The following is a 19821-nucleotide window of genomic DNA, read 5'->3' as shown; positions in this document are numbered from 1 at the left end:
GCATCAATCTTCGGGGTGACAGCACATTGGTGCAAGGTTACTGGAAAAATCCGAGGTTTTCTGAAAGGTTAGCCAGAATGCGTCACTGTTCGAGAGACGTTCAGGAATTTCGCTTCCTCTGCATAAATGCAAGTCAACATTTGGCTGCCAGATTTTTGTCTAAAAACGGGTTCGAAGAAGGTTGTTCAATTGCATGATATTCAAAAGAGGGCAGGATGAAATCTTGAGATTACCAGGAGTAATTGCCCTCTTAGTTTCAACGCGTAGCACGATACAGACGCGCACCAGATCAAGTAGGAACATGTGCTTGGGGAGAACTTCGACTAATGGGAACTGAAATTCAACTTACAATAGCTGGTGTTTCCTTATCCTACGCCAAGAATCACATAGGTTTAGACTTCGGCTATCTGTTTCAGGATGGTGACGCAACGTGCCGAAAGTTGGATGGGATCAACTACGAGTACCACGAAGATCACCCTGAAGAGGCCGCAGACCTCGATGAGTTTGAGGAAGTGTTTGCCCGGCCTCTATCGCGGGTATTGCCGCGCCTGCATCTTTTGGGATCTACGATCGAGACAGCACGCGCAGAGTACGAAGCGGTGATAGCCGAAGCGCAGGAAATCGCCTCTTACAGTAACCCACCGGAGGAGCCGAACCTTCTGACCTTTGACGAATACTGTTCTCTGGCCTGTCGCTACCCTTTATCGACCCTCAAAGATGAGGCCGAATTTGACGACGATGAAAGGGCCAAAGGAAAGCTGGCATCCGACGACGATTTCCAACGTCTACCCTGGACGGAAAGCTCCGACATGTTTTGGTCCGAGACAAGCTATTTCGGCGCGAAAGTGGCTATTCTCAGTGCATCATCGATGCTGCAGATTTTTGCGCTCAATCCCGCCAATCTTTGTGTCGATGTCGTTTGGGAGTTTGGTCCGCTGGTCCATGCAGGTTGGGAGCCGCGCGACCTTTTTCAACCGGGCGCGAGGCGGAAGCAGAAAGTTCTAATCGCTACAGAGGGGGCATCGGATGCTCGGATCCTAAAACGTGCCCTCGAAATCTTGCGCGCTGATGTCGCTGACTTTTTCAATTTCGTAGACGTCGACGAGCGACACCATTTTTGGGGAACAGGCAACCTCGTCAAATTTGCAGAAGGGCTTCTCCGTATCGACATACACAACAAAGTGCTCTTCGTTTTCGACAATGATGCGGAGGGTGTGGATGCCTATCGGAAGCTCGATGCTCTCAACCTACCACCTAATATGCGATCAATGTTACTGCCCAACCTCGATGAATTCCGGCAGTTTCCAGCGCTTGGCCCAGAGGGCGTCAGTGTTACTGACATCAACGGACGCGCGGCGGCGATCGAGTGCTATCTCGATCTGAATTTACCAAAGCGGCCGCCTGCGCAAGTTCGCTGGAGCAACTATAAAAAGGATATTGATGCTTGGCACGGAGCATTAGAATTCAAAGAAACGTACCAAAAGCACTTTGACAAGCAGCCACCCGAGGCACTTAAAGAGGGGTCGTACGAAACGTTGAAATTACTAAAGTTACTGGACTCCTTGGTCGCGGAGGCCGCCTTGGTGATGCCATCCGGCTAACCTCTTGCATGTATCCAAAGTCATCCAAGCACCTTGAAGGTCGGCTCTTGAAAGGTGTTCGCAGTAGAAACGGAGCCTTCGCTGCGCCCAATTCGAATGTCGCGATGATCAGCTGCTCAACGGCGGCTGTGCGCAGGTTATCGAACGTTCGGCTTAGATTTCGTGTGACCGCCAAGTGTAGGTATCAGAAATTCCTACACTTGCTCCTCCCAAAATCTAATATTGTTCGGATCACACTTCATTCCCTGCGAACGAAGACCCTTGGCGGCTTCTGGAAATTCGACAAAAATGTCTTGGACAGTTTCGACGTGCTTTCTAAGTTCCATCACGTCTGGGTGCCCATAGTTCCATTTTTTCCCCTCATCATCATACACATCGAGTTCAACTGCTCTTTGTGCCTCTTCGGAATAGTATTTAAAATCAGGCCTTACCTCCTTACCAAGACAGTCGAGGATCAATAGTCTGACGATTTCTCTACCACCGAGCTCAGCATGCAAATCTCTTATTGCCGAGAGCTCATCTTCAAGTCGCTCTTCCCAACCTGAATCGTCAAAATCTGCATCAATTTTTCTTACGGCAGTAGCGTCTTTAACCTTCCGCAATGCGGCGATCTGTTCCTCCGCCTTCGAAAGCAATTCCTCGGCGGTATCTCTCGCCTCCACTGCATCATTTCTTTCTTGTATGGCGGTGGAGTACACTTCGGAAGACACCCTACTTGCAAGCGGGATATCGCTCTTCAAAGTGCTCCATTTTCTCTGAAACTCTCGCATTGCCCTCGAACGGACAGCAGAAGTGGGTAGAGGGATTCCAGTAGCTGCCGAAAGGTCCTCGAACCCCTGTGCAAGTGCGTCCTCATTGTCGATTTTCACCCCCACGATTCCGAGAAGAGTCGCTTGCATTTCGCGGAACGAGTTAGGGGGGACGATTATCGGAAGTCTGTGTGTTCCGAGCACCCATGCTGCGCCGAGCTCTGCCATGCAAAATGGGCTATCTAAATATGATGGCGAAATGAGGGCGACTACCCCTTTAGCGCCGGCGGCCTTGGTACGGATTTCATCAACAAAGTTGCCCCCCTTGGTTACGCCCTGCCCTTCGAGACTGGAACAAAAAATGTCTGCGGATGTTACGCCAAGTGACTTGGCAAGCACGGTTTCGAAGGCCTCAACGAGAGATTCATCAGCTGCCGCATGACTAAGGAAGATCTTGGGTTTTTTGGACATTACCAATTTTAGAATCGCCTTCTAAATGAATGAGAGACTGGGTTGCCGCGTGTCAGGTTTCTTCAGCTACTATCAAACGTCAAATTTATTGTAGCTGATGTCAACGCTCGGAGCCCGAAAGGCAGTAGGGACGTTTCCAGGTTGCATTTGGTAGGAGACGGATCATAGCGGCGCAGTTCGGGGTAGCCCGACATCGCCGCCAGTTTAAAAGTACCGTATGGCCAAAATGCGTAATAAGAGGCGGCGGTCTGCAGGGCTCGGTAGATTTGCATTTCTGCGCTGACTGGTTCTCGGTACGGAGTGCCGCGAAAGCTCGGAGGCCGCCCTCCCTGTAGCAACTGTGATTCGGCAGCGTGATTTTGGCAGAGTGTCCGCTTCCATGATCCGGCAAGGGCTAATTCGCATGCGCAGAGAAGGTTCGGAATCCGCCCTTCTGGTCAAAAGGTGGCGCCCCTTGCTGCGCGGCATATGAATGGCCGCTATCCCAAACTCGCCGCGCACGCCAAGCCGCACTGCCGCAAGTCTGCTCCCCGCCCTTCCGGTAAAAACGCACGCCCGCCTCAAAGCTGCGCTTTGCCACGAAACTTGCAACTTCTTCAGAGCGGCGACACCCACACGGGCCTGCGAATCGGTATGAGCAGCTTGGCCTGAACGATGCCCTAGATGCCCAGAGAATGCCTCCTCACGCCTCCATGCGTCCCTCCAATCGCGAGGCGCGCGACGTTTTCCGGCACGACAAATGCGAAAATCCGATTTCTCGATATGCGGAACAATCTTGAGAACGACGAAAGCCCAAGAAATATCCCGATGCGCAATCTATAAGTAGATGCTGTCGGTAGGGCCTGCCCCATATCTAGAGGGAACCCTTGGCGTCCCCCGGCTACCAGCCTTTGGGAATAGGCAATGAAAATCACTTTTTCGCATTTATATCATTAGCTTAACCATTCTTCCCATACTCGATCATTTGTGGCAGATGCCGTCATTGAAGGGCCTACCGTGTAGTTCACGCCGATACGGTTCCAATGTTTTCGTTTGCCGAGTGCCTGACTATGACCGTGATCCCTCTCCCAGCATAACGCCGCGCCCGCGTGGCCGCGCACCCCTCTAAGACGCCCAATCGGGGCATGCGGCGAAAGTGACATGCCCATTTGCAACCCAAAGCCCCCCGCATGATCACGATCATTGCGGCTGGCGGAGCTATGACGAAAGACCCCATCCATGCCTAAAATCCGCTTCATCCTGAGCGAGCTACCCAATCCAGAGCTAGAAGAGCCCGCAATCTTTCGTCGACTGAAAGCATTCTACATCCGACTTCAAGACAAGCGGCAAAATAGAGAAAACATCTCCGACAAGGAGGGCACCGGCCGCAATGATCTCTGGCATCACGGGCGTGACGAAATCCCAAAGGGTCTCGAGATCCGGATCCGCAGGTGGGCGCGGAAGATCCATCAGAACCATTTGAAGGAGGTGGAGCCAACCCGTCTGTCGCGAGAAGACCGCGAGATGCTGGAAAGCTGTCGCGACGGTGCTGACATCTTCGACTTGCGCTCGGCGCATCATATCGACGAGATCGCGGCCGCACTTCATGAAGAGTTTCCCTGGATGGCCGAAGCGACATCCCATGTCTGGCGCAGCCTCCAGCATAATCGTGCTAGCGGCAGGCCCGGCGCACGATTTGCGCCTGTTCTTCTCGATGGCCCGCCAGGCATTGGCAAAAGCGCATGGGCACGTCGCCTTGCGCAGCTGCTGGAAACGCCGGACATGACCCTCGACGCCACAGGCGAGAATGCCAGTTTCGGACTGATAGGAAGCCAACGCGGGTGGTCAAATGCCGGCCCCGGCCGTCTCGTGGGCCTGATGCTGATGCGACAGGTTGCAAATCCGCTCGTCATCATTGACGAAATAGAAAAATCTGGCGAACCTACATCCAACAAAGGTCGCGCCTTCAGCCTTCCGAACGCTCTTCTTCCACTGCTTGAAGACGTGAGCTCATGCCGGTGGAACTGCCCTTATTTCCAGAACCAGTTCGATATGTCTTTCGTCAATTGGGTCTTCACGTCTAACAGCTTGCGCGGTCTTCCGGAACCGCTTCTGACGCGCATCCGCGTTGTCAGCGTGCCCTCTCCCACGCAAGGGCAGATCAATGACCTTGTCCTTCGTGAGGCCGAGAAGCGGCAGCTCTCTCCCCCTATCACAGCGTCCATCACAACCGCGCTAGCGGCGGCATTCGGGGCGGGCCAGCAGATCAATATCCGGACAGTAAAACGGATGCTCGATCTAGGTATGGATCAAAAAAACAGACCAATACTGCACTGAAAAGCGAAGCGCCCCACGCCCATTAATCATGTGGATTCAATTAGTTGATTCAGTAATCCACATAATAACCAATGGAAACGGTTTTTTCCGTTTGGGATTTTCACCGACATCTCGGAACATAAGCGCATGACCCACCGGAGCAGTTTCGAGTGGGCCAGTTCAGAATTTCGCCCAGAACGGGCCAAGACACAGAGGTCCTGTCGATCAGCACAGTTGCCACGCTAGCGATAGTGTTCAGGCGTGGCAAGAACGACGTGACCTCATCAAGAGAAACAGAGTTAGACCCGAAACACTGCTGTTTTCGGGAACGGAGACGTCATGTCTGACGATCAGATTATCGATCACGACAGCTGGAATTATGCACCAGTCAAGCTGCCCAGGCAGTCGAAAATCACACTCGGGCCGATCTACGGCGTCCTGCCTTGCACCGGCGTTCGCAATCCCGGCTGCCCGACCAAGCATCTGTCGCCGATTGGCCCGCCCGTGGCGGCGGATCCGGAGGACCCTTTCCGGGTCCGTCGGTCTCATCTGCAGAAGATGGAACTCGGAAAGTCACGCGGCAGCTCCCGGCTCTCCTTCGTGACGCGCCTGCACCGCAGGGCCGTGATGCAGGAGTTCTGGTGCGCCTCGATGGAAGAGGCCCAGGTGAAGAAGAACCTCGCGGCCCATCCCGGCGTGCTGAACTTCAAGGAGCAGTTCACGCGTGTCGACTTCGTGGATCTGCACGGGGACGAGAGCTACACCAAGATTGACACACACGTTCTGCTGACCTCCGGTGAAGAGGTCCTGGTCTCGGTCAAGTACGACGAGAAGGCCCGGCGCCCTTCCTATCTGGCCGAGGTCGCGAACATCGCGGCTCAGTGCTCGCGGGATGTCGCCGATCGGTTCGTGGTGCTGTCGCGCTATTCATTCCAACCGGCATGGCGGGATTGCGCGGAGAAAATCCATTATGCGCGGCGGGGCTGGGACCCCGAAGCTGACCGGATCGTCCTGGAAGCGGCGCTCGACCTGTCGCCCCGGTTCACGCTGGATAGGTTGATCGAGACCTCCCGGCTCGACAATCGGGCGTGGCGTGCAGCCGTCCGGCTCATCGGGGATGGCGACATTCGCAAACACCCGCTCGACCGGTTCGAGAGCGGCCTTGTCTGCGAGGTGGCCGCATGACCTATTTCGCGAGCCTCAAGACAACGGATCGGGTCACTTTCGAAGGGGCCGAGGTCAGCAAGATCACCCCGGCCAAGGATCGCGGCTGCGAGATCGTCACGCATTATCTGCTGTCGGTCAAGAACCCCGACCATGGCGTGGATATCCGCAGGTTCCGGGCGGATGAGATTCCCCATCTGCTCAACAACGAACTGCTGATCATCGAGCGCGGCTACTACAGCCCGGCACAGCAGATGGATCGCGCCATGTTCGGCGTGGACGAGATGTTTGGTGCCACGAAGAAACGGCGTTCCCGCGTTGATTTGATCATGTTCCTGTGTCGGCGGATGGCGCACTACCGCGCGCTCGGCATGATCCTGACGCGCGACGGGGTTCAAGCCAGACGTGCGGAGTTGGATAAGGAATACAAAGTCTATCAGGCGCGCCGGGATTATACGACAGAAACTGCGAATGCGACGCAGCGCCTGAAGCCGCTTCCCAGCAATGATGTTCTGCTTGAATACTATCGCAAATTCCGAAAAGGAGGTCAGAAGGCGGGGGTGTTTTGTCCCCCGCGCGCTCGATCGGTGGATTTGGATGAGCAGGCTGTTGAAGATCAGAACTTCATCCTGCGGTGCCTGCAACAGTATCTGAATCCGGCCTTCTCCAAATCCGAAGTGGCAGCTGACACCGTCTCGGAAGTCGAGAAGGAAAACGGGCGCCGCCGCGCCGCAGGCTTCCCGCCGCTGATCGACGTAAAGTCGGCTAGGACCTACGAGCGGTGGATCGACAAATACCTGGACCCGTTCACGGTCGCCGTCAAACGCGAGGGGCTGGCGAAGGCAAAGGCGAAACTCCGCAGCGTCGAGCAGGGCCTAAAAGCCAGCTTCCCGGGGGAGTTGGTCATCTTCGACGCGTGGCAGATTCATGCCCTATCGCTGAACGTGTCGCGAGCGGCTTGGAACCGAATGACGCCCGAGCAGCGTGCCAACGTGAAGCGTGTTCGCCGCTGGATCGTCGTTGCGATCGATGTTGCCACGCGCATGATCATAGGTTTTGCGTTTTGTAGGGCGCCGAACCAAGAAGCTTCGCTGGCGTGTCTTCGCATGTGCTTTGCGGACAAGACGCCGCTCTTCAGGGAGGCGGGGCTCAGCAAGTCTTCCTGGGACAACAGGGCCCCCATCCACATGGTTTCGACCGACTCGGGAAGCGAGTTCGGGAAAAGCCCTTTCGGTGGGTCAAGGTTCGTCGAGGCGGTTCGGATCCTGTCCGGCTCTCTTCTGAATGCCGTGACCGGCGTGGCCGAGCTTCGTGCGCATATCGAGCGCCTGTTTCGCACCTTCGAATTGAAATGGGCGCGGCATTTGCCGGGCTGGACAGCTGGTGCGCACCATTTGAGAAATGATCGGAATCCTGGGCGCGAGGCTTGCCTCACTGATGATGATCTGCACCGCCTCTTCGTCACATTCGTCGCGGACTACAACGCATCGCCCCACCGCGGCCTCGGAGGAGCCACCCCGTTCGGGACATGGGCGAAGCTGTCAAAACACGAACAGTTCGATCCCTCAGCTCTGCCCGGGCCCCAAGCGCTGCGCGAAGCGTGCGGCAGTTTTCATACTGCTGGCGTTTCGCAAGCCGGTATCCAGTTCGAAGGGCTGACCTATTCGAACGAATTCATCCGCAACCAGCGCAGGGCGCCGGGCGTCGACAGGATCGCCCTGCCGGGTGAAAAGCTGGAGATCGTCGTCGACCCCGTGAACCTCGGGGCAATCTCGGTCGTTGCCAAGGACGAGCTGATCTCCGTTCCCTGCCTCAACGAGACCATGCGTGGCAAGTCCCTCGCCTGGTGGAGGGCAGAAAAGGCCCGGCGCAAGGCTGAAGCTGCGCTTGACGTCGTAGATCACGCCGAAGCTCGGTCGGAAGCCCGGGAGAGATGGCGCGGGGAGGCAAAAGCCATTGCGGATTCGGCTGGTGTCACCATGGACAGTCACAGCGACGAAGAAGTGGCGCGTCTTCGGAAGGAGCTGGAGTTCGGCAAGGGCGCGCATGAAAAGCCCTTTGTCGGCCGCGACGAGTATGTCGATCCACTGCAGACCGGCTACGAGATAGGTTCCGGCGAAAGGCCCGGCTTGTCCGTGCCCTCGCCCCCAGCCGGGGCCGATTCCACCGAACACTCCGGTGGAGCCAATTCCCTCAATCGCTTCCGCTCCAACGGCGCGCGCCGCCACTCGAAATTCTGACCCGGAGACATTCCATGACCACCAACGAAGCTCTGAACGTGATAGAAAGAATCCGCGCAAATGTGGTCGCGACCACTACCTTGGATACCTTTTTCTGTGAAACCGCGACCTACCGCATGATCCGCGAGCGGGTGTTCCGCGTCCTCGAGGCACGGGAAAACCGGCTGGCGCGCGGGCTCTACGAACAGAAGGGGGCGGCCTTGATAGGCCCTGCTGGCAGCGGGAAGTCGACGATAATAGGGCGGGTGATCCGTGAATATGAGGAGGCGGCGGTTGCCACTGGCGGTCGGGAGTTCGGCCACAGGATCGTCAGTGTCATCGTGCCGGGAAAGGCAAGCGTGAAGGACACATGCTGCGCCATTCTTAAGAAAATTGGTTACCCGACCAAGGGCAGCCGGACCGAGGACTACCTTATCGACTGCCTGCGGACACAGCTTCAGCATCATCGTATCGCGGCTATTCACCTCGATGAGGTCCAGGACGCAGGGCGTTATGCGACCGAAGAGGCGATGTCTGCCTTCGCGAAGCGGTTCCGCAACCTGATGCAGGTCGGACCCTGGCCGGTCTCGTTGATCATGACGGCGACCTTGGAGGCGAAGAAACTTATCAATCACGATTCGACACTGTCGCGGCGACTGCGCCCCGTTGAGATCCTGGCGATGACGCCCGCAACCGATGGCCCCGCTCTTCGAGGTGCCATGACAGAGCTCCTGAGGCGATCCGGCCTGACCGACGATGGCATGTTAAATCACGCTGAGTTCACGCCGCTCATAATGCACGCCGCAGCGTATCGGTTCGGTCTGGCCGTCGAGATCACGATCGAAGCGCTGTCGGAAGCAATAGACATGGGACATACTCAGGTCAAACTCGATCATTTCGCCGAGGCCTATTATGTTCGCACCAACTGCGACGACGAACTCAACCCGTTCCTGTCCGAGCATTGGCGCGGGATCGACACCTCCCGCGCCATGGATCGCTTTTACCAGGACACGAATGAGGCGAAGAAGCCGCGCAAACGGAAGTAGCAAGAAATCCTCTCCCCGTTAACCCACGTTAGGGTCGCCCGTTGGGCGGCCCTTTTCTTTGTCTGCGCGCCGTGGGGCATCAGGACGGGTCGGGAAAACGATGTCGAAAGACGGTTTTTTGATGTCGGCAGGACGACATTCTAGGTGTCGAGTTAAAGTTTAAGATATTGATTATAAATAATATTACCACACGGCAGAACGGCCTTTGGATGTCGTGCAATACCAATGCACCATAAGCTTGCACGAAATGGCGTTTTTCCATGCCCCCCCTGTCAAGAACTATTTTCAGGGCATCGTGCTTAGCGTTTGGCCAGATAATCCGTGATGGCAGGCATGCTCTCGTTCCGCAGATAGATCGGCCCTGCATCCAGCCCATCCGGCCGGAATAGCCTCACGCTCGCCGCCGAAAACACCGCGAAGATGGTATTGCGATGCAGTCCCGTCTCTTCTGTGATCATCGTCGGCGTTACGAATCGCTGTCGGAAAGCCGTGATCTCCGTATCCGACATCATCCACTGCAAGCGCGCGGTTTTAACGCTTTTGACCTGAGTGGCTGGGACATGGCCCGCTTCGATCAGCGCGGTAAAGGCCGCATAGTCCCTCAGCCCGATCAAGCGGGCGAAAGCTGCGGCGGCCATTTGCTGCTCTTGCAGCATTTCCAGAGCGGCGAGCTCGACGACGATCCCGTGATAGCCAAAGACCTCTGGCAGCTTCTTGGGCTGGAGCCGTCCCTCGCGGATCGCTTCTACGATCCGGGCAACTGGCAGCCCCACCTGTTTGCTCGCAAGGTGGATGGTTTCCCAGCCAGATGCGCCAGCAGGCAGCGGCGTCGCCGGATGTTCCAGATCTTGCAGCAGCGCCAAGCCATCAGGAAGGTGCCAGGGGTTCTTGACCGTCTCGAGCTTCGATCTCGGCGCCAACACGCCTTCTGCCACCAAGGCCCTGAATTCCGTCAAAGTTGCCCCTATGCCGTCGCGCATGGCCTTCGGCCCGACCCGGGTCGCGATCTCGCCCAGCAGGTCCGAATGGATCCGCGCATCGAAGATTTTGCGTGATGGCAGGCGTTGGTCGCCTTCCGCGAAAACGCCGGCTTCGGTCAACAGCGCGTCCAGAAGTCCAGGAACGATCTTCGTCTCCTGCGAAGCACTCAAAAGCGAATGCACCAGTCGCTCCTCAAGCGGCTGGCCGAGCAAGGGCTCACCTGCGGCGAGCGGCCAGATCCGGATGACATGCGCGCGCAAAAGCGCACGAAATGCGTCAAAGTCCGGATCGTCGCGATAGATATATTCGAGCTTGTCGAACAGGGCGCCAAAGGCGCGGCGGCTTACATCCGGATTTCCATCGTCAGCGGTGCTCAGGATGGTGAAGGCGTCCTCGATCGCAATCGGGCCAGCCGAAGCGTATCGGAAGCCGAGCGCCTTGGCGGACCAGTCATCCTCAGCCAGACCTTGGGCGCACTGGAGCTCTGCCCCTAGCAATCCGCAAAATGTCATCGCGGCAAAGAGCGACTGCCCCGCCAGCCATGTCTGATCCCCGCGCCCCGACAGGCGGTCATCAAGCCAGCGATCATAGGGGGGCGGCTCGATCAGCGGCTGATCCAGCCGGCCGTCGCGCAGATCCGGCCAGATCGCGGTCAGCCGCGCGCCGATATCTTCCCGCACAATCGGCGTGGTCTCCTGCCAGAGCGGCACCAGCATGTGGTTATGCTCCACGCAAACATTGACACCGCGACACAGCCAGCTGCCTTGCATGACCATCTTGCGCAAAGGCGGTCGCTCATCCTTGCTGTCCCCGCGAAGACAGATCGGGCAACCACGGATGATCGGGTTGCGCAAAGCCCGCGACACCATCACCTCGCCCCGATAGCGCATGCGGACATCCCCCATTCGCTCTCCTGTCCAGGACAGAAGCTCCGCAAGCTGGGCATCGGTCAGACCGGCTCAGGCGGCGAACGTGGCGATCGCCTCCGGGTCGTGATCCACGATCCGCTTGAAATTGATCCCGATATCCATCGCGAACCCGAAGGCTTCGGTGCCTTGTAACGCAGCCATACGGCAGAAAAAGGAGAGCAAAGTCTCGCGCTCATCAGGCACGACGGTAAGGGAGAGTTTCTTGAGCAAGGGCATGTTCTAATCGAGAAAATGACTGCTTTTGCATACCTCGGGATTTCAGCTGTCCCCAGTCATAATCACACACCTTATCTTGGAAGTATTATCAAAAATAGGTCAAATCATGCTGCACGGAAAGAAGGGCGGATATCGTTAAAAAACTCCAATGCAGCACATTTCCTTTACTATATACTGATCTTCAGGCATGCCATGTAGCACATTTAGTATGTAATTTCGGCGCCGCCTGACTTTTTCAACAATATGGGCGGTTTGCCGACTGTGAGGTCGCGGCATCGCCGCCGCAGCAACCGGCGAATAGCCGCCGTTCACCGGCCTAGGTGTCATTCCGCCCCCAGCCGGAATCGACACCTATCTTTCCATTTGTGTCGGGGGCGAGCGATACTCCGGCGACGCAGCATTTAGATGTTGGGCGATTTGAGGAGATTTCCCGATGTTGTGCCCAGTGACGCGCAAAGGTTTTTGAGACGCGATGAGAAAACTTTCCGAGAAATACATCTATCTGCAAGTTGCCCGGGCGATCGAGGACAAGATTGCCCGAAAGGTTCTGTGCCCAGGGGACAAGATCCCGTCCGTTCGGGTGTTGATGCGCGATGCCGGGGTCAGCCGGAAGACTGTCGAGAAGGCTATCGACGAGCTGCGGCGCCGGGCGGTTATCTACACGCGCGATCGCATCGGTCACTTCGTGGCCGACACCGGGTCGATGCGCAGCAACTGGCTGGATGGCTTCGACGCCGGGCAAACGGACGAGGCGATGGTCGCCCGGCTGATCCTGGGCGGGGAGGAACGCGAGCGGTCCTTTTCGTCGGCGGTTCTCGAGACGGATCTGATCCCGGCGGCGCGGATCGCGACCTTGGCCAAGCAGGCGATCGGACAATCTTGGGACGATTTCGTGACACTGGAATTGCCGCCGGGCAGCGTCCGATTGAGGCGCCTGATCGCGCAGGCTCTGATGCGCCGCGGCGTTCAGTGCTCGGCGGATGATGTTCTCATCACCGAAGGGGACAACACATTCCTGCGCCTGCTGCTACAATTTCTGTCGAAGAGGTTCGGCGCAATCGCGCATGACCGGATCTGCTATTTCGGCTGTCTGAGGGCCGTCGAGGGGCTGCAGCTTTCGGTGCATAAGCTGGAATCCGATAGTGTGCGTGGCTTCGATACCGAGCGCGCGATCGAGCTTATCGAAGCGGACAAGATTGGGATCCTGTTCGTCAATCCGACCCTGAGCAATCCGTTGGGTTACACCTTGCCCATCGAGGACCGGCGCCGGCTGGTGATGGCTGCGCAGGCGCATGAATGCGTCATTATCGAGGATGATGTGTTCGACGGACTTCTCGAGGGCAAGGACAGTCCGCCGCCCTTGAAAGCCTTCGATGAGACCGGATGTGTCCTCTATCTTGGATCGCTCTCCAAGATTTTGGCACCCGGATTGCGGGTCGGGTGGTGTCTTCCGGGGCGCTTTCATGCAGATCTGACAGGCAAGCTGCTGTCCGAGAACCGCTGCACCTCGACCCCTGGACAGAGGATTGCGGAGCGGCTGATCGGCTCGCAGATGCTCGAGGACCACTTGAAGGGCGTGCGCCAGATCTTCGCCCGCCAAAGGCAGGAGATCCTTGGCCTCATTCAGACCCATTTCCCCGCTGGAACGCAGATTTCCCGCCCGCTGGCCGGAGGGGTCTATTGGATCACGCTGCCCGATCGCACCGATGCCGAGGCCTTTTTCTCGACGTTGGAAGCGCGCGGGATCGAGGTTTCGCGCGGCACGATCTTCGGGGCGCCGCGGACCCCGGCAAGCTTTCGGCTCTGCGTGACGCGGAGGCTCTGTGTCTCGTCGCGCGCGGTGTTGATCGAGATCGGCGAGATCGCCGCGAACTGCTGAAATCCCCGGGTCTGTGTCTCTCCGAAATCGGCCTCTGTGCCCCTTTTGGTTGAGTTGGCGCACGCATAGGCTGCGCAAAATTTCAATCCTACGAGGTGGCTATGCTAGCGGCTGCAACGCGCTCGCTTTCACAAGATCGGCAAATCGGCGATACGGGGTTCCTGTGGAACCTGATCAGCCCGACGCAATTCGCCGAGATCGATTTCGGGCCGGATCTGAATGTCGTGGTGAAGTTCGAGGGCTCGAACCCGGGCGGGTCGATCAAGTTGAAGACGGCGCTTGCGCTGGTGGCCAATTGCGAAGCGGCCGGTCGGTTGCGCCCCGGCGGTCATGTGATCGAATCCTCTTCGGGCAATCTGGGTATTGCCTTGGCCATGGTCTGTGCCAACCGCGGGTACAAATTCACCTGCGTGGTCGACCCAAATGCCGCGAAAGACAGCCTCGAGTTGATCCGGGCGCTCGGCGGCAATCTTGTCGTCGTCTCCGAAAGGGACGCGAATGGCGGCTATCTAGGAAGCCGGATCGCCTATATCGAGACCGCGCTGGCGCGCGATCCCGCGCTCGTCTGGACCAACCAATACGCCAACCCCGCCAATCCCGAGATTCACGCGCGCACCACCGCGAACGAGATCCTGATGACCTACCCGGAGGTCGATTACCTCGTCGTCGGGGCGGGCACGACCGGCACCTTGATGGGATGCCTGTCGCGGTTCCACGAGGTTGGCCATCCGGCCAAGATCATCGCGGTCGATGTCCAAGGATCGGTGACTTTCGGAGGACCGTCCGGGACACGTCGCATACCGGGGCTGGGCACAAGCCAGCGCCCGCCGATCAGCGAGGCGCACAGGCCCGATGAGGTCATCATGGTCGATGAGGCGCAGACGATCATCGAGTGCCGGCGTTTCGCGCGGACCTATGGTGTGCTTCTGGGCGGCTCGTCGGGATCCGTTCTGGCCGGTATTCGCACCCTGCAAAATCGCATTCCAGCCGGCGCACTCGTGGTCACGATCAGCCCTGATCGCGGCGATAAGTATGTCGACACGATCTACAGCGATGCCTGGGTTGAACAGCATTACCCTGGGCTCCTCACACGGAACTGATCGCTCAGCTGCGGTCGCCGCCCGAACGGGCGCCTGCCCGGTCGGTTGCACCGGGGTCGATGGACTTTCTCTCTACAGGATCAAACATGATTGTCGAAGAACTGCGCCGTGCCGAACCAAAGGATGGCACTTCCTGGCGCGAGGCCGATGGCCTGAACTATGTCCGGGCGGAGGACATCGCTTCCATTCTGGCCAGTTCGCGCGGCCAGATCATTGATGTGGTGGCCGAAACCTATGACGCCTTCTATCATCAGGAGGCGATCAATCCCGACACTTATTCGTTGCGCTTCCCGCAGAAGGCCAATAGCCGCATCAATGCCTTGCCCTCCTATATCGGGCGCGACATCGATCTTGCGGGGCTGAAATGGGTGGCGTCCTTCCCTGACAATGTGGCGCGCAACCGGCAACGGGCCTCGGCGCTGATCGTGGTGAACTCCTTCGAGACCGGCTATCCGCTCGCGGTTCTCGACGGGACGGCGATCAGTTCCGCGCGAACTGTGGCAAGCGCGGCGCTCGCGGCGAGGCGTCTCGTTCCGTCGCGTGAAACTGACGAGCTCACCTTCTATGGGGCGGGGGTCATCAATCGCGATCTGCTGGCCTATTTGCAGGCCGATGGCTGGCGGTTCGATCATGTCACGATCTGCGATCCTGTTTCCGCCAGCGCCGAGGCCTTCAGTCAACATTGCACGCTTCGGGGGATGTCGGCGCAGATCGGAGAGGCGCCACGGCGCTGCGATAGCGGGCTGATGGCCTTTGCGACCTCGGCGCTCGAACCGTGGTATGATCACCCGTTTCACGCCGATCAGACTGTTCTGCACATGTCGCTGCGAGACGTCGTGCCCGAGCGACTGAAGGCGCCGGTCTTCAATGTGGTTGATGACGTGAACCATGCGTTGAAGGCCAATACTTCGTTGCACCTGTTGCAGCAGATGCAGGGCCATGTCGAAAACGTCGCGAATTTCGCGGCAATCGCCCCGGGGGCGAGGCGGCCGGAAGGGCCGGTTGTCGTTTCGGCCTTCGGCATGGGGATCCTCGATCTCGCCGTTGCGCATTTCGTGCTCAACGCCGCGCAGGACCGCGGGACGCTCTGCCGCATCGATGGGCTTCTGCCGGAGTTCTCCAGATGGTGAGCAACTCCTCTACACCAGTGAATTGTGGCTATCTGGTCATCGGCGGGGGGATCGCGGGCGTCTCTGTTGCGGCGGAACTGGCCGCGGCCGGCGAAAGCACGATTCTTCTCGAGCAGGAAGACCAGCTCGCCTATCATACGACCGGACGATCCGCCGCGATCTTTCTCGAGACCTACGGCAGCCGCATCTTTCGGCTCTTCACTCACTACAGTCGGGAATTCTACCTCAATTCCCTGGGCGACGATCCGCCGCTGATTACGCCGCGAGGTGCGATTTTCGTGGCGCGCGAGAGCGGTCTGACCAAGTTGCGCAGCCTCTATGACGAGGTAGCTCAGCTGACCGACAGCGTGCGCTGGCTTTCTGCAGAGGACCTGCAGCAGGAATTCCCCGCACTCAGGGAAGATTGGGTGGCGGGCGCGCTGGAGCCTGACGCCAAGGATATCGATGTCCACGCCCTGCATCAGTCCTATGTGCGCCGTTTCCGGCGCAGCGGTGGGCATATCCTGTGCGACAGCCCGGTGTCGGCGCTGCGGCGCGAGGGGGATGCCTGGGTCGTGCAGACACCGCAGCGCGTCTATCGCGCAAGGACGCTGGTCAATTGCGCCGGAGCCTGGGCGGATGAGGTTGCCGGTCTGGCCGGGTTATCCCCGCTGGGCATCAGGCCCCTCAAACGCACGGCCATTCTGGCCCGCGTCGATCTCGAGATGGCCGAATGGCCCTATATCGGCGACGTCGAGGAAAGCTTCTATTTCAAGCCCAGCAAGCAGGGGCTGCTCATCTCTCCCTGCGACGAAACCCCGGAACCGGCATCGGATGTAACGGCGGACGAGATGGATGTGGCCATCGCCGCGGACCGTTTCGAGACCGCGTTGCGCGGCAAGGTGGTCTCCGTGCAGGCCCGCTGGGCCGGGCTGCGCAGCTTTGCCCCCGACCGCAATCCCGTGATCGGTTTCGATCCGCGTTGCGAGGGGTTTTTCTGGCTCGCCGGACAGGGTGGCTACGGCATCCAGACAGCCCCGGCGATTGCCGAACTGGCGTCGGCGCTTCTGCGGCAGGCCCGATTGCCCGCATTCATGGACCGGAACGAGATCGACCTCGAAGAAATTTCCCCAACGCGCCTGTGCGGCGCAAATTCGACAAAGGAGTTGTGCGATGTATCATGAAGTGATCGAAAGCCCGGATGCCCCCCTTCCGCTTGGCACCTACACGCAGGCACGCAAGGCCGGGAACATGATCTTTTTGTCGGGGCAGGCACCGATCGACCCGGTGAAAGGGTCTCTGGCGGCCTGCACATCCGAAGTTCAGATCCGTCAGTGCCTCAAAAATCTGGCTGCTGTGGCCGGGCAGGCAGGCGGCAGCCTCGATGACGTGGTCAAGGTCACCGTCTACCTGACCGACTTTGACGACTTCCCGCTCGTGAACCTTTGCATGGCCGAGGTTTTCTCCGCGCCCTATCCGGCGCGCTCCGCCGTTGGTGCGGTGGCTCTTCCGGCCGGCGGCGCCGTCGCCATCGAAGCGATTATGGTGCTCGGCAAGTGATGAAGGTGTTCGCAGGTCCTGAAATGTCCGAACCCGGCAACAGATCATGACCGTTCATTTGACGAACCCGCAGTCACGGGCGCATGCGTTGCAATGCGTGCGCTGTGGCAGGCGTCATCCCTTCGCTCCGTTGCGCCATCTGTGTGACTGCGGGGCAGAAGGGGCGGTGCTGGACGTGGTCTATGACTGGCACGGCCTGCGGCGTGAGGATCTGGACCGCTGCGCGCGCCAGGACATGTGGCGGTATCGGGCGCTTCTGCCGATCGGGCCCGACGCGATCTTGCCCGAGATCAGCGTCGGGGCGACCCCGCTCAGTCCGAATGCGGGACTTGCACGGCAGATCGGTGTCGGAGCGGTTCTGATCAAGGATGAGGGGCGCCAGCCTTCGGGATCGCTCAAGGATCGTGCAAGCGCGATCGCGGTCACCCATGCGCGGGAGGCAGGGTATCGGACCATCGCCACTGCCAGTACGGGCAACGCGGCCGCGGCGTTGGCCTGTCTGGCCGCAAATGCCGGGTTGCACGCTGTCGTCTACGTGCCCGAAACGACCCCTGCGGAAAAGCTTCTCTCCATTCGGGCCTACGGGGCCGAGGTTGTCACGGTCGCGGGCAGCTATGACATGGCGTTCGCCGCCTGCCTGCACGCGGCACAGGAGCGCGGTTGGTATCTGCGCAGCACGGCGATCAATCCGCTGATGACAGAGGGCAAGAAGACCGCGGCCTACGAGATCTGCGAGCAATTGGCTTGGCGGGCCCCGGAGACGGTCTTCGTCGGTGTCGGAGACGGCTCGATCATCGGTGGGCTGCACAAGGGCTTCTCGGATCTGCTGGCGCTTGGCTGGATTGGCTCGATGCCCCGGATTTTCGGGGTTCAGGTCGCGGGAAGCAATTTTCTCTATCGCGCCTGGGGGCAGAAGATCCCGCTTGATCAGGTCGAACGACGAAGCGCTTCAAGCATTGCCGACAGCCTGCAGGCGGAACTGCCGCAAGACCGCTTCAAGGCTCTTGATGCGGTCACCAGAACCGCGGGTGCCTATGTCGAAGTATCCGACGATCAGGTGTTGGATGCCATGCGTCTCATGGCACGCTGCGGCTATCTGGTCGAACCCGCAGCCGCGGCGGCCTGCGCTGGCGCGATCCGTGCGCGCGAACAGGATCTGCTGGGGCCGCGGTCCGAGGCCGTAATCGTCAGTACCGGCAATGGTCTCAAGGACATCTCCAGCCTGCGCCGCATGATCGCCATGCCCTATGCCCCCAAATGAGTTCAAAAGGTCAACTTCCCGTGTTTCAGAAACTCCTTGAAGATACATCGCTCAGTGCGATCACCGCTGGCCTGGTGGCCGTGATCGTCTCCTATGCCGGGCCTCTGGTCATCGTGTTTCAGGCCGCCAAGACGGCCGGTCTGAGTGATATGCAGCTGGCCACATGGATCTGGGCGGTCTCGCTTGGCAGCGGCATTGCCGGTTTGATACTGAGCCTGCGCTACAGGCTTCCGATCATCACCGCCTTCTCGACACCGGGGGCGGCCCTTCTGATCGGTGCTCTGGGCATCTATTCCTATCAAGAGGCGATCTTTGCCTTTCTGGTCACCGGCGCGCTCATTCTTGCCTTGGGATTTTCGACGGGATTTCAGCGGTTGGTGTTGAAGATGCCCCCGCAGATCGCGGCGGCGATGCTGGCGGGGATCCTGTTGCAGTTCGGCTTGCAACTGATCGGGTCGATGCAGAAAACCCCGCATCTTGTCATTCCCATGGCGGTGGTCTTTCTGCTTGGCCGGCGGTTCTATCCGACCTATGCGGTGATCGGCGCCCTCCTGATCGGTCTCGCGATAAGTCTGATCGGGGGCGAGGTGGACACCCACACCATGCAGCTCGCGATCGTCCATCCGGTCATGACCTGGCCCACCGTGTCGCCCGGGGCGCTTGTCGGGATCGCAATCCCGCTCTTCGTCGTGGCCATGGCCTCCCAGAATATTCCGGGGCTGGCTGTGCTCGAGGCAGCGGGCTATTCGCGGCCGCCCGTCACGGGGATCCTGCAGACCACGGGCGCCGTCTCGGTGGGCCTTGCGCCGTTCGGCTCGCATGGGATCACGCTGGCGGCCTTGACCGCGGCCATCTGCACTGGCCCCGAAGCCCACAAGGACCCCTCCAAACGCTATGTCGCCGGTGTCTTTTGCGGCATCTTCTATATCATCTTCGGCCTTCTCGGCCCCTCGGTCGCCAGTCTGATCCAGTCTCTTCCAGTGGAGTTCATCTCTGCCACGGCCGGGCTTGCCTTGCTCTCGGCACTGACCAATGGACTGACAGGTGCGCTGAGCAATGCCGAGCATCGTGAGGCGGCGATGATCGCTTTCCTTGTGACGGCATCGGGGATCGTGGTCTGGGGGATCGGGTCGGGGTTCTGGGGTCTGATCGCCGGTCTGATCGCCCTCGTGATCACGAGAAGCCGTCTGTCAGAGGTCCTGCGCAAGGGCGGTCGCGGAGCGCGCCTGCCGTAAGATGTG

At 58.9% G+C, this 19821-nt stretch carries 15 protein-coding genes; 12 read left to right on the top strand and 3 right to left on the bottom strand.

The features are described 5' to 3' along the window. The first annotated feature begins 326 nt into the window (after window positions 1-326). Window positions 327-1601, top strand: a complete 1275-nt coding sequence (locus RPE78_RS06790) for a HEPN/Toprim-associated domain-containing protein (protein WP_406721596.1) — start codon at window positions 327-329, stop codon at window positions 1599-1601. 194 nt (window positions 1602-1795) lie between these two features. Here RPE78_RS06790 and RPE78_RS06785 read toward each other — a convergent pair whose 3' ends face one another. Next, window positions 1796-2821 (bottom strand): toll/interleukin-1 receptor domain-containing protein, encoded by a 1026-nt coding sequence (locus tag RPE78_RS06785; protein ID WP_406721595.1) that lies wholly within the window; start codon window positions 2819-2821, stop codon window positions 1796-1798. Window positions 2822-4039: 1218 nt separating this feature from the next. Here RPE78_RS06785 and RPE78_RS06780 point away from each other — a divergent pair. The 4 genes from RPE78_RS06780 to RPE78_RS06765 all read left to right on the top strand — a co-directional run bounded on the left by RPE78_RS06780 (window position 4040) and on the right by RPE78_RS06765 (window position 9545). Further along, window positions 4040-5137, top strand: a complete 1098-nt coding sequence (locus RPE78_RS06780) for an AAA family ATPase (protein ID WP_406721594.1) — start codon at window positions 4040-4042, stop codon at window positions 5135-5137. A 318-nt stretch (window positions 5138-5455) separates the two neighbouring features. Further along, a complete protein-coding gene (locus RPE78_RS06775) occupies window positions 5456-6301 on the top strand; it encodes a hypothetical protein (RefSeq protein ID WP_406721593.1) in 846 nt (281 codons plus the stop codon). Beyond that, window positions 6298-8520, top strand: coding sequence for a hypothetical protein (locus RPE78_RS06770; protein ID WP_406721592.1), 2223 nt, complete (start codon window positions 6298-6300; stop codon window positions 8518-8520). Before RPE78_RS06775 ends, RPE78_RS06770 begins: the two co-directional genes overlap by 4 nt. A gap of 14 nt (window positions 8521-8534) precedes the next feature. After that, a complete protein-coding gene (locus RPE78_RS06765; protein WP_406721591.1) occupies window positions 8535-9545 on the top strand; it encodes an ATP-binding protein in 1011 nt (336 codons plus the stop codon). Window positions 9546-9844: 299 nt separating this feature from the next. Here RPE78_RS06765 and RPE78_RS06760 read toward each other — a convergent pair whose 3' ends face one another. Together RPE78_RS06760 and RPE78_RS06755 are read right to left on the bottom strand one after the other, a co-directional pair. Further along, entirely contained in the window at window positions 9845-11479 is a 1635-nt protein-coding gene (locus RPE78_RS06760; RefSeq protein ID WP_406721626.1) for a TniQ family protein, read from the bottom strand. A 6-nt stretch (window positions 11480-11485) separates the two neighbouring features. Next, on the bottom strand, window positions 11486-11665 hold the full coding sequence (locus RPE78_RS06755) for a hypothetical protein (RefSeq protein ID WP_406721590.1): 180 nt from the start codon (window positions 11663-11665) through the stop codon (window positions 11486-11488). Between the two features lie 478 nt (window positions 11666-12143). Between RPE78_RS06755 and RPE78_RS06750 the strand changes: the two genes are divergently transcribed. The 7 genes from RPE78_RS06750 (at window position 12144) to RPE78_RS06720 (ending at window position 19815) form a co-directional block, all read left to right on the top strand. Then, the gene (locus RPE78_RS06750) at window positions 12144-13550 is read left to right on the top strand and encodes a PLP-dependent aminotransferase family protein (RefSeq protein ID WP_406721589.1); all 1407 of its coding nucleotides are present in this window, start codon (window positions 12144-12146) and stop codon (window positions 13548-13550) included. Window positions 13551-13651: 101 nt separating this feature from the next. After that, window positions 13652-14650, top strand: a complete 999-nt coding sequence (sbnA, locus tag RPE78_RS06745) for a 2,3-diaminopropionate biosynthesis protein SbnA (protein ID WP_406721588.1) — start codon at window positions 13652-13654, stop codon at window positions 14648-14650. Window positions 14651-14736: 86 nt separating this feature from the next. Continuing rightward, the gene (locus RPE78_RS06740) at window positions 14737-15780 is read left to right on the top strand and encodes a hypothetical protein (RefSeq protein ID WP_406721587.1); all 1044 of its coding nucleotides are present in this window, start codon (window positions 14737-14739) and stop codon (window positions 15778-15780) included. Then, on the top strand, window positions 15774-16943 hold the full coding sequence (locus tag RPE78_RS06735; RefSeq protein WP_406721586.1) for an NAD(P)/FAD-dependent oxidoreductase: 1170 nt from the start codon (window positions 15774-15776) through the stop codon (window positions 16941-16943). The genes RPE78_RS06740 and RPE78_RS06735 overlap by 7 nt, the downstream gene beginning before the upstream one ends. Continuing rightward, window positions 16933-17319, top strand: coding sequence for a Rid family detoxifying hydrolase (locus RPE78_RS06730; RefSeq protein ID WP_406721585.1), 387 nt, complete (start codon window positions 16933-16935; stop codon window positions 17317-17319). The genes RPE78_RS06735 and RPE78_RS06730 overlap by 11 nt, the downstream gene beginning before the upstream one ends. A 46-nt stretch (window positions 17320-17365) precedes the next feature. Further along, window positions 17366-18580 (top strand): threonine synthase, encoded by a 1215-nt coding sequence (gene thrC / locus RPE78_RS06725; RefSeq protein WP_406721584.1) that lies wholly within the window; start codon window positions 17366-17368, stop codon window positions 18578-18580. 20 nt (window positions 18581-18600) lie between these two features. Then, on the top strand, window positions 18601-19815 hold the full coding sequence (locus RPE78_RS06720) for a benzoate/H(+) symporter BenE family transporter (RefSeq protein ID WP_406721583.1): 1215 nt from the start codon (window positions 18601-18603) through the stop codon (window positions 19813-19815). Window positions 19816-19821: the final 6 nt, after the last annotated feature.

Source organism: Thioclava litoralis (genome assembly GCF_045278885.1).
Taxonomy (GTDB): Bacteria; Pseudomonadota; Alphaproteobacteria; order Rhodobacterales; family Rhodobacteraceae; genus Thioclava; species Thioclava litoralis.
The sequence above is the reverse complement of the archived record's forward strand: the minus strand, read 5'-3'. Positions and strand labels throughout refer to the sequence as shown.

What these genes read in the sequence shown, in the direction of transcription:
- RPE78_RS06790 (WP_406721596.1), top strand. Translation starts at nt 327, where the DNA reads ATGGGAACTGAAATTCAACTTACAATAGCTGGTGTTTCCTTATCCTAC.
- RPE78_RS06785 (WP_406721595.1), bottom strand. Translation starts at nt 2,821, where the DNA reads ATGTCCAAAAAACCCAAGATCTTCCTTAGTCATGCGGCAGCTGATGAA.
- RPE78_RS06780 (WP_406721594.1), top strand. Translation starts at nt 4,040, where the DNA reads ATGCCTAAAATCCGCTTCATCCTGAGCGAGCTACCCAATCCAGAGCTA.
- RPE78_RS06775 (WP_406721593.1), top strand. Translation starts at nt 5,456, where the DNA reads ATGTCTGACGATCAGATTATCGATCACGACAGCTGGAATTATGCACCA.
- RPE78_RS06770 (WP_406721592.1), top strand. Translation starts at nt 6,298, where the DNA reads ATGACCTATTTCGCGAGCCTCAAGACAACGGATCGGGTCACTTTCGAA.
- RPE78_RS06765 (WP_406721591.1), top strand. Translation starts at nt 8,535, where the DNA reads ATGACCACCAACGAAGCTCTGAACGTGATAGAAAGAATCCGCGCAAAT.
- RPE78_RS06750 (WP_406721589.1), top strand. Translation starts at nt 12,144, where the DNA reads ATGAGAAAACTTTCCGAGAAATACATCTATCTGCAAGTTGCCCGGGCG.
- sbnA (WP_406721588.1), top strand. Translation starts at nt 13,652, where the DNA reads ATGCTAGCGGCTGCAACGCGCTCGCTTTCACAAGATCGGCAAATCGGC.
- RPE78_RS06740 (WP_406721587.1), top strand. Translation starts at nt 14,737, where the DNA reads ATGATTGTCGAAGAACTGCGCCGTGCCGAACCAAAGGATGGCACTTCC.
- RPE78_RS06735 (WP_406721586.1), top strand. Translation starts at nt 15,774, where the DNA reads ATGGTGAGCAACTCCTCTACACCAGTGAATTGTGGCTATCTGGTCATC.
- RPE78_RS06730 (WP_406721585.1), top strand. Translation starts at nt 16,933, where the DNA reads ATGTATCATGAAGTGATCGAAAGCCCGGATGCCCCCCTTCCGCTTGGC.
- thrC (WP_406721584.1), top strand. Translation starts at nt 17,366, where the DNA reads ATGACCGTTCATTTGACGAACCCGCAGTCACGGGCGCATGCGTTGCAA.